The organism is Hymenobacter puniceus, assembly GCF_014333525.1.
In the GTDB taxonomy this organism is placed as follows: Bacteria; Bacteroidota; Bacteroidia; order Cytophagales; family Hymenobacteraceae; genus Hymenobacter.
This window is the reverse complement of record NZ_JACSCX010000002.1, coordinates 218,502-231,730: the sequence shown is the minus strand read 5'-3', so window position 1 is coordinate 231,730 and position 13,229 is coordinate 218,502. Positions and strand designations below refer to the sequence as shown.

Here is a 13,229-nt window from a genome sequence, read left to right as displayed (position 1 = left end):
TCGTTCTGGGGCGCGAACTACACAGTTCGCGCTACTGCGGCTATATCCCCTCAAACACCTCCGCCCACTCCAACTCCACGCCGGGCAGGGTGGCTACCGGAACAGGGCCGGGCTGATAAAACTCGCCTTGCAGCTCGTACCGGTCGTTTTGCAGGCTACAGACGATGACGTTTTTCTGGCCGGGGTCCACCATCCAGTATTCCAGCACGCCGTTTTCCTCATAGAGGTCGAACTTGGTTTTGCTGTCGTGGGCGGTGTTACCGGGGCTCAGAATTTCGACGATCCAATCGGGCGCGCCCACGTAGCCAAACTCGTCGAGCTTAGCCGGGTCGCACACCATGCAGAGGTCGGGCTGCACCACGGTGGTAATCTGCGCGTCGCCGTTGGGCGACGCTTTCAGCAGCCGCACATCAAACGGCGCAGCAAAGCCCTGGCAGGTTTTACCGCGCAGGGCATTCCAAATAGCCCCGCTGATGTTGAAGGAAATCTTCTGATGCCGCACGCGGGGCGCGGGGCCCATCCGGCGCACCTTGCCTTTGATCAGCTCCACTACCCCTTCCAGCCGCCATGTCAGGTAGTCGGCGTAGGTTTTGGTGAGGTCGAGCTGGGAAATATCGGTGATTACGGGCATAGCAACGGCAGTGAGGACTCTACGAATATACGGCGCACCCGCCACTGAAACGCCAGCGCCCCGGTCAGCAATGCCCCTCTGCACTTGAGAAAAAAACGGCGTTTTAGATCTGTTTTGCGGCGTATCGTCAGCAGGATACAACCTTGCCACAAACACAAAAGTCAGCCCCATTGGAGCTGACTTTTGTATTTGTGGCAAGATTATCAACACATTGACCTACTGCAGCACCATGCGCTTGGTGGAAACCGTTTCGCCGGTTTTCACTTTGAACAGATACGTACCGCGCGCCAGCTTGCTGCCATCAAACTGCACCTGATGGGCACCAGCGGCTTCCGCGCCGGCTACCAGCGTCTGCACTTTGCGGCCCAGCGTGTTATACACTTCCACGCTCACCGGGCCGGCCTGGTTGAGGTAGTAGCTGATGGTGGTAGCGCCGGTGAAGGGGTTAGGGTAGGCAGCAGCCTCCACACTCTGCGCAGCGGCGGCCGTGCTCAGCGCCGTGGCCGTGGTGGTGCCGGCCGAAGAGCGGGCGGCGGTAGGCTGGGTCAGGGCATCGTACTGCGGGAAGGTGCGGCTCACGATGACGGCAAAATCAGCCCGGGTCACGTTCTGGCTAGGCTTGAAAGTGGCGTGCAGCGTGGGCTGCAGGTCGTAGGGCCCCTGCTTGAGCGTGTAGTAGGCGTTGATCAGGTTCAGGTTCAGGGCAATGCTCACGTAACCTTTCAGGCCGGCCGGAATGCTGGCCTCATCATCAACAGGAATGCTCTGGCCATTTACCTGTACCGTGAGGGGCTGGCTGTTGCGGGCCAGGGCCTGCTGCTGGAAGCCAAGGCTCTGCACCAGCGAATACGCCAGCGAAGCGCGGTTTACCTGGCCATTGGGCGAGAACGTGCCGGTAGCCGTGGGCAGCATCACGCCGCTGTTCTGGTGCAGTCGGTCGCGCTGGGCAGCGCCACGGGCAGCCACCGATTCCGTAATCAGGATTTCCGCAGCTGAGGACACATCAGAGAAGGAACGGGCGCCGCTGAAGGGCAGCAGCTGCCGGATGCCCTGGCCCATCAGCAAGTAGTCGGCCAGTTGCAGGCGCGTCAGGGGCGCATCGGGGCGGTAGCCGTTGCTCAAGCCATCCACAAGGCGGTTGGTAACGGCCATCTTGATGGCTGCCTCAGCCGGATGCCCCACAATGTCGTTGAGGTTGGTGGTGCCGGCGGCCGTGAGCAGGGAGATGGTGCCGCTCACGGTTTCGGGGGCAGCCACGCCACGCACTCCTTCCACCTGCACCTTCCAGGTGCCGGCCACAGGCGAGGCCACGGCCACGCTGCGGTCAGTGGAAAGCGTAAACGTGACGGGCGTGCCGGAGCTGTAGCGCACGCCGTTGGGGTCGAGCAGCACCAGGTTGGTGAGGTTGCCGGTTTCACCCAGGATACCCCGCGACGAAATCTTCACCTCCAGGCTGTTGGTGCCGGCACTCACCGGGAAGCTCATGCTGTTGGCCGTCGTGACAACCGGGTTGAAGTTGATGGTAAACGGCACGTTGGTGGTTTGCGCGTTTACGCTGCTGTTGAAGCGGCGCAGCGAATTCACTGTGGCCCCGAAAAGCGAGGACCGGAAAGCCTGATCCACGGCGGCGTAGGCATTCACGTAGCCGGCACCTACCTCCCAGGAGTCGCGCCCGGGCATGTTGGTGGCCGTTTTCTGCAGTACCTCTTTCACCTGCGCCGGGCTCAGCGAAGGCTTGGCTTCCAGCAGCAGCGCCACCACGCCCGCCACGTGCGGCGTAGCCATAGACGTGCCGCTGCTGTGCGTGTAAAATGGCACCTCGCCGGGCTGCAGCACTTCGGCATCCTGCTGGGCTCCCAGAGACGACACCGGGGCAATAGCACGGGTGGACACCACATCTACGCCGGGCGCCACAATTACGGGCTCGTTCTTGAAGGTCCAGGTTTCGCCGTCCATCACAAACGTGCCCTGCTCGCCACGCACCCCGCGCGAGGAGAAGTCGGCCAGCAGGCCGTGCCGGTCGCCGGCGCCCACCGAAATGGTCCAGGGCGCAATGGCGTAGGGGTTGTGCGTGTCGGCGCCGGGGCCTTCGTTGCCGGCCGCAAACACCACCACCATGCCACGGTCGTAGCACTTTTTGGTAGCCACGTTCAGCGGGTCATTGGGCTCGAAGTCGCCGCTGCTGCCAAACGAGTTGCTGATGACGCGGATGTTGTACTGAAACTGGTGCGTAAGGGCGTAGTCGAATCCGCCGATGGCATCGAGTACCAGCAGCGCGCCACCCGAGCCGTAGCCCAGCAGCGAGGCGCCAGGAGCTACGCCCTCGTATTTACCGCCCGAGCGGGCGCCGTTGCCGCCCACCGTGCCGGCACAGTGCGTGCCGTGGCCGGAGTTGGTATCCGTGTTGGGCACGCCTTCCACCCAGGTTACGGGCAGCAGGGCGCTCAGGGAATTCAGGTTGGTGGAGCCCAGCGTGTTCTGCACCAGGTGCGAGCCAAACTTGATGTCCTCGTGGGTGCCATCCACGCCGCTGTCGTTGATGAGTACGCCCACACCCTTGCCCGATACCGGCAACCCGCCGTTGCGGGCCGTCATCTGCTGGTCGGTGCGCAGGCGCTTCACGCCCGTCAGGTGAGTGTCTTCGAAGTTGTAGTAGTCGAGCTTTTTGTTGATGTAGAGCGAGCGAACCTCCGGGTTCTGAGCCAGGGCATTCACCTGGGCGGCCGTGGCCACAACGCCTGCTACCGGCAAAGCCCGCATGGTAACGCCCTGCGTGATGCCCAGCCGCTGCAGCAAGCCCAGCTGCGTGAGGCCCGGGGCGCTGCTGCCCTTAAACGTAACAATCACCTGCGCCGTGGGGCTGGACGCCAACGCCGCACGCAGCGCCGGATCAACAGTTGCCTGGCCGAAGGAAACGCTGGCCTTAAAGCCTACCAACACAAGGGTTGCGAAAAGTTTACTTTTCATGTAGTGTTTTGGAATAGGAAGGTGGATTGATGGTGGATGTTGGGCCTTGAGCGTTGTCCTCTGGGGCTGGCTTGCCAGGCGCCGCGCCTTGTGCGTGGGCTACCCGCAAGCCGGTACCGGAGGAGGGCTGCTGCCGGTCGCGGAATAGCTACGGTCAACCCATTAGTTTCGGATTCAGGGCCAGTAAAATATTTTCATAAAAAGGTTCCTTTTGTTACAAATACTTACTGCATCAGGCTTGTTTACTGTTATAAATCCCGCATATCATCCGTTTTTACACGTATCCCATTTCCAGCAATTCAGTCTTTTACAACCAAATAATCCGACTATTTGCCCGGCAGCTCCACCCGATTTGGACGCTGGTGCCAGCAAGCCGAGGGCAAGCTCAACGGCAAAACCGGCCGGCACTGCCACGGGCATTCCAGCCACGCTTCACGCAACCGATACAGGCCCACGCCCAGCTTCAGGCCCTCCGCCGCAGCGGCCTGAAGCTGGGCGCGGGCCTGACACGTGCAGGCAGGCAGCCAGTATATTTGACGGATGAAACGGCGCGCTGCTTTTCGGGTGGGAGGAACACTAGGCCTGCTGGTGGCGGCGCTGCTGGGGCTGGATTGGCTGTTTCCACTGCCGCCCGCGCCGCTGTACTCGCCCATCGTACTGGCACAGGACGGTTCGGTGCTGCACGCTTACCTCAACCCCACCCAGAAGTGGCGGATGAAAACCGAGCTGCGCGAAATCACGCCGGTGCTGCGCAAGGCCATCATCGAGAAGGAAGACCGGTGGTTTCGGTGGCACTACGGGGTGAACCCGCTGGCGCTGGTGCAGGCCGCCGGGCGCAATGCGCTGGGCACGGGCCGCACCACCGGGGCCAGCACGATTACGATGCAGGTGGCGCGGCTGCTGGAACCCAAGGAGCGTACTTTCCCGAACAAGCTGCTGGAAATGGCCCGGGCCACGCAGCTGGAAGCGCACTACAGCAAAGACGAAATCCTGCAGCTCTACCTGAACCTGGTGCCCTACGGCGGCAACGTGGAAGGCGTGAAGTCGGCGGCGCTGCTGTATTTCCAGCAAACGCCCGACTACCTTTCGCTGGCCCAAACCGTGACGCTGGCCATCATTCCGAACCGCCCGCGCGGGCTGGTGCTGGGCAAGAACAACGCCGCCGTGCTGCAGGAGCGCAACCGCTGGCTGCGGCGTTTCGGGGCGGCAGGGCTGTTCCCGGCTCAGGACGTGGCCGATGCGCTGCTGGAGCCGCTGGACGTGCAGCGCCACCCCGCGCCCACCCTGGCCCCGCACCTGGCGCGGCGGCTGGTGCGGCAGTTTCCGCGGCAGGCCATTATCCGCAGCAGTTTGCAGCGCGCCAAGCAAAGCAAGGCCGAAGACCTGACGCGGGGCTATGTGCGCCGCCTCCACGAGCTGGGCATTTCGCAGGCGGCCGTGCTGGTGGTGAATAACCGTACCCGGCAGGTGGAAGCCTACGTGGGCTCGGCCGATTTTCGCGACTTCGCCAGCCAGGGGCAGAACGACGGCGTGGTGGCGGTTCGCTCGCCGGGCAGCACGCTCAAGCCGTTTCTGTACGCCCTGGCCCTGGACCGGGGCCTCGTCACGCCCAAGCAGCTGCTCCCCGACGTGCCCACCAACTTCCAGGGCTACCGGCCCGAGAACTTCGACAAGCGCTGCCACGGCGAGGTGACGCTGGAGCGGGCGCTGGCTTATTCGCTCAACATCCCAGCCGTGCGCTTGCTCAACCAGCTCGGCGTGCCCGCCTTCACCGAAAAGCTCCAGCAGGCCGGTTTCCAGAACGTGAAGCGTAACCGCAGCCAGCTGGGCCTCAGCAGTATTCTGGGTGGCTGCGGCGCCAGCCTGGAGGAATTGACGGGCCTGTACGTGACGCTGGCGAATGGGGGGCAGTACCGGGGACTAGCCCTAGTCGCCTCACCCCAACCCCTCTCCGAAAAGGAGAGGGGCTCTAACTCTAGCGCTAAAAAGTCGGCAGGCTCCTCCCTCTCCTTTTTCGGAGAGGGGGGCCGGGGGGGTGAGGCGACCTGGCAGGCCGGCGTCCCGCTCATTTCCCCCGCGGCTGCCTTCCTCACCACCGACATCCTCAGCCAGCTGACCCGCCCCGATTTGCCGTTAGGAGCCGCCAGCAGTATGCGGCTGCCCAAAGTGGCTTGGAAAACCGGCACCAGCTACGGCCGCCGCGACGCCTGGAGCATCGGTTATAACAAGGAGTTTACGATTGGCGTGTGGCTGGGCAACTTCAGCGGCCAGGGCAGCCCGGCCCTGACGGGGGCCGACGTGGCCACGCCTTTGCTCTTCGACCTGTTCAACACGCTGGCCTACAACTCGCCCAACGACTGGTTTGCGCCCCCGGCCGCGCTGGACTTCCGGCTGGTGTGCGCCGAAAGCGGCTTGGTGCCGGGCGAAAACTGCCCTAATCAGCTCATCGACTACTTTCTGCCCGGCGTGAGCAATGGGCAGCGCTGCCAGCATCAGCGCGAGGTGCTGGTGTCAGCGGAGGGCAGCTTCACCTACTGCCGGGCCTGCGCGCCGGCGGCTGGCTACCGGCGCGAGTTGTACCCGAATCTGCTGCCTGAGGTGGCGGCCTACAAGGAAGCGCAGGGGCTGCCGTACCGCCGCCTGCCGCCCCACAACCCGCAGTGCCAACTGGTGCGCGGCGGCCCGGAGCAGGCGCCCACCATCACCTCGCCCACCGCCAACACCGAGTACGTGCTCAACGCCCGCGAGCAGCAACAGCTCCTGCTCAGCTGCACCACCGACAGCGAGGTGCGGCAGGTGCACTGGTACGTCAACGACCAGTTTCTGCGCTCCGCCAAAGCCACCGAACGGGTATTTTTCCGGCCCCGGCCCGGCCCCCTGAAAATCTCCTGTGCCGACGACCACGGCCGCAACACCGACGTGCTGGTAACGGTGACGGAACTGGAGTAAGCAGTAGCGCGAACTGTGTAGTTCGCGTCCCCGCGCCGTTCAAACCGTTGTCGTTCCGGGGCGCGAACTACACAGTTCGCGCTACTGCGCGGACGTCCGTATAGGCCATAAGCTGAGCCACACCGCAGGCATCCAGTGGTAAACTCCGTAAAACATTTCGGCGGCCGGCTAGTTTAACCAGCTTCCGTCCTGCCACTACCCGAAGCCCGGCCCGCGTGCTTTGGCCCGCCCGCCGACTTCGGCCGCCGCTCTTCGTGCAGCCTCCCTTGGTTACATGCGTCCATCGAGGCAGCCGCTCTGTCCGCTCTTATTGGGTCACCCAGCCCTGAACTGTCCAGTTACGTATCGGAGTAACTGCTTTCCCTTTCCTATGAAATACGTACATCAGACGCTCCGGCTTCTGCTAGGCTTTCTATGGCTTGCTCCCAGCGTTGGCGTGGCTCAGACGGCCACCCCTTCCCTGCCACCTAATCAGGAACTCACTCTTGCGCAGTGCCTGAACGTGGCTTTAGTAAACCAGCCCCTGCTGCGGCAGGCCCGCGTAGATCAGGAAATTACCCGCGCGGAAAACCAGATTGCTCTGGCCGGCTGGCTACCGCAGGTGGGCTTGCAAGGCACGGCGCAGCACTATTTCCAGCTGCCCTTCACCATCTTCCCCGACCCCGCTACCGGTACGCTCACGCCCCGCCAGATTGGGGTGCGCAACGTGACTACTGTGGGTCTGAGCGGCACGCAGACCATCTATAATAACGACGTGCTGCTTGCCGCCCGCAGCAAGCGGTTCAACAATCAGGCGGCCACGCAGAATACGACGAACGTGCGGATTGCCACGGTTTCGGACGTGAGCAAGGGCTTCTACGACGTGCTGCTGGCCCAGCGCCAGCTGGAGGTGTTCAGCCAAGACATTGCCCGCCTCCAGCGCAACTACCGCGACGCCCGCGCCCGCTACGAAACCGGTATTGCCGACAAAACGGAGTACCTACAGGCCGAAATTTCGCTCAACAACTCCCTGGCCGGCCGCAAACAGTCGCAGGAAGCCATTAAGGCGCGGCTGGCTTACCTCAAGCAGCTGATGGGCCTGCCGCCGGAACGTCCGTTGGCCCTGCAATACGACACGCTAAAGCTGGAACTGGATGCCACCATGGACACAGCCGTGGCCCTGAATATTAGCAACCGTATCGAAATTCAGCAGCTACAGACGCAACGGTCCTTGCAGGACCTGACGGTGGACTACTACCGCTTCGGGTTTTTACCCTCGCTGTCGGCGTTTGCCAACTACAACTCGGTATTTCAGAACAACTCAGCCAGCGAGTTGTACCGCACCCGTTTCCCGAACTCCTACGCCGGTTTGCAGCTCGGCCTGCCCATTTTCACCGGCTTCCGGCGGTTGCAGAACGTGCGCCGCGCCCGCCTGCTCAACACTCGCCTCGACGAGGACGTGAGCAACACCCGCAACCAGATTAACACCGAGTACGCCACCGCGCTGGCCAACTACAAGGGCTACTACACCCAGTACATGCTGGGCAAGCGCAATCTGGAAGCCTCCAGGGAAGTGTACAACGTCATCAACCTGCAGTACCGGGAAGGCATCCGGGCCTACATCGACCTGATTGTGGCCCAGACCACCCTGCGCACCTCCCAACTCAACTACTACACCGCCCTGTTCCAGCTCCTGAGCAGCAAAGTGGATCTACTCCACGCCCTCGGCGAGCTGCCGACGGAGTATTAATTATCCGTTTTTCACCCCGTCATGCTGAGCGAAGCGGAGCGTAGTCGAAGCATCTCTACCGCTTCATTGTAAGGCTCTTGATTAGTCAGAAGTAGAGATGCTTCGACTACGCTCCGCTTCGCTCAGCATGACGCTCTGAAACATCCAGACGCCCCCTCCATAGCCCAGGGTTTCAACCCGCGCCGCCCGCGCCACCCGCCGCCTCAATCACCCTCCTTCTGCCGCTCCTGCTTTCCGATATGAACCATACCCTCCTCCGCCCCCTCACCTTTGCCGCCAGCCTGTTGGCGTTGGCCAGCTGCGGCCAGAAAGAAGATGAAAAAGCCGCCGGGCCGCCGCCGGCTACGCCCGTGACGCTGGTTGCTGCCCGCACCACCGACGCCGTGTATTACGACGAGTACCCGGCCACCGTGGTAGCCCTCAACAACGTGGAGCTGCGCAGCCAGGTGGCCGGATTCATCACTCAGATCTACTTCAAGGATGGCGACCTGGTGCAGAAGGGCAAGCCGCTCTATGAGATTGACCGCCGCAAGTACCAGGCCGCCTACCAGCAGGCCCTGGCCGGCCTGCGCAGCGCCCAGGCCGTGGTGCAGAACGCCCAGGTGAACCTGAACCGCTACCAGCGGCTGGCCCAGCAGGACGCCATTGCCAAGCAGATCGTCGACAACGCCGCCACCAGCTACTCCACCGCCCAGGCCCAAGTGGCCGAGGCCCAGGCCAACGTGGCCCTGGCCCGCACCGACCTCGATTACTCGGTGATTAACGCGCCGTTTACGGGCCGCATCGGCATTTCGCAGGTGCGGCTGGGGGCGCAGGTGAGCCCCGGCACCACCCTGCTCAACACCATCAGCGCCGAGGACCCAATGGGCGTGGACTTCGTGATTCCGGACACCGACCTGAGCCGCTTTGCCGATTTGCAGCGCCAGGGTGGCGGCCGCCAGGATTCCACTTTCCGCCTCGTGCTACCCGACGGCACGCGCTACGCCCAGCCCGGCAAGATGCTGGCCATCGACCGGGGCGTAAACCAGCAGACGGCCACCGTGCAGATTCGGGTGCAGTTTGCCAACCCCAAGCGCGAGCTGAAAGACGGCATGAGCACTGTGCTCAACGTGCTCAACCGGCAGTCGGGCCGCCGGCTGGTGGTGCCGTTTAAGGCCGTGGTGGAGCAGATGGGCGAGAACTTCGTGTTCATCGCCGGCGACAGCAGCAAGGCCGTGCAGCGCAAAGTGCAGCTCGGCCCCCGCCTCCGCGACCAAATCGTCATCATGAACGGTATCAAGGAAGGCGACAAAGTAGTCACCGAAGGCCTCAACCGCCTCCGCGACGGCGGCCAGATTACCACCGGCGCCCCCGCTACGGCCGGTACCGCCGCTCCTGCCGCCGCCGCCAAGTAAGCACACACTAGAAACTAGCTCCCCTCCTTGGAAAGGAGGGGCTGGGGGTGGTTGACAATCGTTGAACAGCCTTTAAAAACTAGCTTCTAGTTCTATCCTTCGTTCTGGCGGTGTCTACCACCCCCAGCCCCTCCTTTCCAAGGAGGGGAGCTAGTTTCTAGCTCTCGTCCATTCGGCGCACTCGCCCCAAGATTCACCGCTATGATTGCAGAAACCTTTATCCGGCGTCCCGTCACGGCCATTGTCACCTCCCTGGTGATTGTGCTGGTGGGCGTGCTGGCCATCCTGAATTTGCCCGTGGGGCAGTATCCGGAGATTACGCCGCCCACCGTATCGGTGAGCGGCACCTACACCGGCGCCGACGCCCAGACCGTGGAGCAGACCGTGGCCACGCCCGTGGAAGTGCAGGTGAACGGCACACCCGGCATGACCTACCTGCAAAGCAACAGCACCAGCAACGGGCAGATGAGCATGACGGTGAACTTCGAAGTCGGCACCGACATCAACATTGCCGCCCTCGACGTGCAGAACCGCGTGGGCATTGCCCAGCCCACCCTGCCGCAGGAAGTGCAGCGCCTGGGCCTGGTAGTGCGTAAGCGGAACCCCAGCATTCTGATGCTGGTGGCCATGTACGCCCCCAAAGGCACCCACAACACCACCTTCCTCGACAACTACGCCAACGTGTTCGTGAAGGACGCGTTGCTGCGCACCAAGGGCGTGGGCGACATCGTGAGCCGCGCCGACGACTTCTCGATGCGCGTGTGGCTCAAGCCGGACAAGCTCAGCCAACTCGGCGTCACGGCCCAGGAAGTCACGGCCGCTATTCAGGAGCAGAACGCCCAGATTGCCGCCGGCTCCATCGGCGCGCCCCCGGCCCAGACGGGCCAGACGTTTGAGTACAACGTGTTCGTGAAAGGCCGCCTGACCAACACCGAGGAATTCGGCAACGTCATCGTGAAAACCCGCCCCGACGACGGCTCGGTGGTGTACCTCAAGGACGTGGCGCGGCTGGAGCTGGGCAAGTTCAACTACGCCAACAACTCCTTCGTGGACGGCAAACGCTCGGCCTACCTGCTCGTGTACCAGGCCCCCGGCGCCAACGCCCTCGAAACCTACGAAAACGTGGTGGCGACCATGGACCAGCTCAAAAAGCAGTTCCCCGCCGACCTCGACTACGTGGTGCCATTTGAAGCCGCCTCAGTAGTGAAAGTGTCCATCGAGGAAGTGCTGCACACGCTGGTGGAAGCCCTGGTGCTGGTGATTATCGTGGTGTTCCTGTTCCTGCAGAGCTGGCGCTCCACGCTTATTCCGGTGCTGGCCATTCCGGTGTCCATCATCGGCACGTTCATTATGTTTATCCCGCTGGGCTTCACCATCAACACGCTCACCATGTTCGGCTTCGTGCTGGCCATTGGCATTGTGGTGGATGACGCCATCGTGGTGGTGGAGGCCGTGGAGCACAACATGAACGAGCGGGGCATGAGCCCCCTGGATGCCACGCTGGCCGCCATGCGCGAAATTTCGGCCCCGGTTATTGCCATTGCCCTGATTCTGGCGGCGGTGTTCGTGCCGGTGGGCTTCATTCCGGGCATCACGGGCCGCTTGTACCAGCAGTTCGCCATCACCATTGCCATTTCCGTGATTATCTCGGCTTTCGTGGCCCTCTCGCTCACGCCGGCCCTGTGCGTGCTGCTGCTCAAGCCCCACAAGCGCGACGAAAACTCGAAAGGCCTCGACAAGCTCTTCTACAAGTTCAATACCTGGTTCGATAAGGTGACCGGTAAATACGGCCGGGGCGTGCAGCGCGGCATCAAGCACAGCCGCTTCGTGGTGGTCATTCTGGTCTGCATCATTGCGGGCACCGGTTTGCTGTTCGCCAAGAAGCCCGGCGGCTTCATCCCCACCGAGGACGAAGGCCGCATCATCATCACCTTCAACCTGCCCGAAGCATCCTCTACCGAGCGCACCGTGAGCACGCTCAAGGGCATTATGAAGGAGTTGAGCGAAGTGAAGGGCATTCGGCACTACGCCGGCCTGGGCGGCCTGAACGCCGTCAACTTCTCCTCGAAATCGAACAGCGGCACTGTGTTTTGCCAGCTGCAGCCCTGGGAAGAGCGCGAGGACAAGGAGCTGCAATTGCAGGGCCTGATTGCCACCATCCAGAAGCGGATGAGCCGCTTCAAGGAAGCCAACGTGGTGGTGATTTCGCCCCCGGCTATTCCGGGCCTGGGCAACACCGGCGGCTTCTCGTTCGTGCTTCAGGAGCGCGAGGCGGGCGGCGACATCAAGAACTTCGATGCGCAACTGCAAAACTTCCTCGGCGCGCTGCGCAAGCGGCCCGAAATCACCGGGGCCTTCTCGTTCTTCACCGCCAACACCCCCGGCTACGAGCTGACCATTGACCGCGAAAAAGCCAAAAAGCTGGGCGTGTCCATCTCCGACATCGGTACCGCGCTGCGCACCTACCTGGGCTCGGCCTACGTGAACGACTTCACGGTGTACGGCCGCAACTTCCGCGTAGTCACCCAGGCCGACAGCATGTACCGCGGCGACATCAGCAACCTGGGCCAGTACTACGTGCGCAACAGCAGCGGCGGCATGGTGCCCCTGAGCACGCTCACCAGCTACAAGCGCAACGAGTCGGCCCCGCTCATCTCGCACTACAACCTGTTCCGCTCGGCCGAAATCAACGGCAACGCCGCCCCCGGCTACTCCTCCGGCGACGCCATCAAGGCCCTGCAGGAAACGGCGGCCCAGTCGTTGCCGGCCGGCTACGGCTTCGAGTTTTCGGGCCTGACCCGCGAGGAGCAGCTGGCCGGCGGGCAGACGGTGTACATCTTCGCCCTGTCGCTCACGTTTGTATTCCTGTTCCTGGCGGCCTTGTATGAAAGCTGGTCGGTGCCGTTTTCGGTGCTGCTGGCCGTGCCGCTGGGCGCGTTCGGGGCCATCCTGGCCCTGATTTTCCTGCCCAAGCTCACCAACAATGTCTACGCCCAGATTGGCCTGATTACGCTGATCGGTTTGTCGGCCAAGAACGCCATTCTGATTATCGAGTTTGCCAAGGAGCGGGTGGATAAAGGCATGCCGCTGGTAGATGCCACGCTGGAAGCCGTGCGCCTGCGCCTGCGCCCCATCATCATGACCTCCCTTGCCTTTATTCTGGGCGTGCTGCCGCTGGTATTCGCCTCCGGTGCCGGCGCCCAGAGCCGCCAGACCATCGGCTGGACGGTACTCGGCGGCATGATTTCGGCCACGCTGCTGGCCATCTTCATCGTGCCGGTGCTCTACGTGCTCATCACCCGCTTCGCCTACGGCAAGGAGAAGCTGGCCGAGCTGGAAGCCAACTACAAACCCGACGAAGAGCACGGCGGCCCCAAAGAAGCCGGCCCCGGCGAAGGCGACCATTCGGCCGCCCCACAACCGGCGTAATCTAGATTATCTGTAAACCGAAAAAGCCCCGACAGTCCCCGCTGCCGGGGCTTTTTCGTGCCCGGTGTAGAGACGCGTACTCGCGTCTCGTCGTTGAACGACCCGGCACCATGCAACCCCATCATATTTA

Annotated in this window: 6 protein-coding genes; 4 read left to right on the top strand and 2 right to left on the bottom strand. The window is 62.7% G+C overall.

What is annotated here, in order from left to right:
* Nucleotides 1-40: 40 nt before the first annotated feature.
* Both H8B14_RS06070 and H8B14_RS06065 read right to left on the bottom strand, forming a co-directional pair.
* Nucleotides 41-631 carry a Uma2 family endonuclease gene (locus H8B14_RS06070; protein ID WP_187314731.1) on the bottom strand — a complete coding sequence of 197 codons (591 nt, stop codon included), beginning with the start codon at nucleotides 629-631 and terminating at the stop codon, nucleotides 41-43.
* 216 nt (nucleotides 632-847) lie between these two features.
* Nucleotides 848-3,598, bottom strand: coding sequence for a S8/S53 family peptidase (locus H8B14_RS06065; protein WP_187314730.1), 2,751 nt, complete (start codon nucleotides 3,596-3,598; stop codon nucleotides 848-850).
* A 540-nt stretch (nucleotides 3,599-4,138) separates the two neighbouring features.
* Here H8B14_RS06065 and pbpC point away from each other — a divergent pair.
* From pbpC to H8B14_RS06045, 4 genes are all read left to right on the top strand, one after another.
* A complete protein-coding gene (pbpC, locus tag H8B14_RS06060) occupies nucleotides 4,139-6,547 on the top strand; it encodes a penicillin-binding protein 1C (protein ID WP_187314729.1) in 2,409 nt (802 codons plus the stop codon).
* Between the two features lie 370 nt (nucleotides 6,548-6,917).
* Complete coding sequence (locus H8B14_RS06055) at nucleotides 6,918-8,276, top strand: TolC family protein (protein ID WP_187314728.1); 1,359 nt, start codon at nucleotides 6,918-6,920, stop codon at nucleotides 8,274-8,276.
* A gap of 239 nt (nucleotides 8,277-8,515) precedes the next feature.
* Entirely contained in the window at nucleotides 8,516-9,670 is a 1,155-nt protein-coding gene (locus H8B14_RS06050) for an efflux RND transporter periplasmic adaptor subunit (RefSeq protein WP_187314727.1), read from the top strand.
* 201 nt (nucleotides 9,671-9,871) lie between these two features.
* The gene (locus H8B14_RS06045; RefSeq protein WP_187314726.1) at nucleotides 9,872-13,099 is read left to right on the top strand and encodes an efflux RND transporter permease subunit; all 3,228 of its coding nucleotides are present in this window, start codon (nucleotides 9,872-9,874) and stop codon (nucleotides 13,097-13,099) included.
* The last annotated feature ends 130 nt before the right edge of the window (nucleotides 13,100-13,229 follow it).

Bases quoted from the DNA above. Each gene is read 5' to 3' on its own strand.
- H8B14_RS06070 (WP_187314731.1), bottom strand. From the start codon at position 631: ATGCCCGTAATCACCGATATTTCCCAGCTCGACCTCACCAAAACCTAC.
- H8B14_RS06065 (WP_187314730.1), bottom strand. From the start codon at position 3,598: ATGAAAAGTAAACTTTTCGCAACCCTTGTGTTGGTAGGCTTTAAGGCC.
- pbpC (WP_187314729.1), top strand. From the start codon at position 4,139: ATGAAACGGCGCGCTGCTTTTCGGGTGGGAGGAACACTAGGCCTGCTG.
- H8B14_RS06055 (WP_187314728.1), top strand. From the start codon at position 6,918: ATGAAATACGTACATCAGACGCTCCGGCTTCTGCTAGGCTTTCTATGG.
- H8B14_RS06050 (WP_187314727.1), top strand. From the start codon at position 8,516: ATGAACCATACCCTCCTCCGCCCCCTCACCTTTGCCGCCAGCCTGTTG.
- H8B14_RS06045 (WP_187314726.1), top strand. From the start codon at position 9,872: ATGATTGCAGAAACCTTTATCCGGCGTCCCGTCACGGCCATTGTCACC.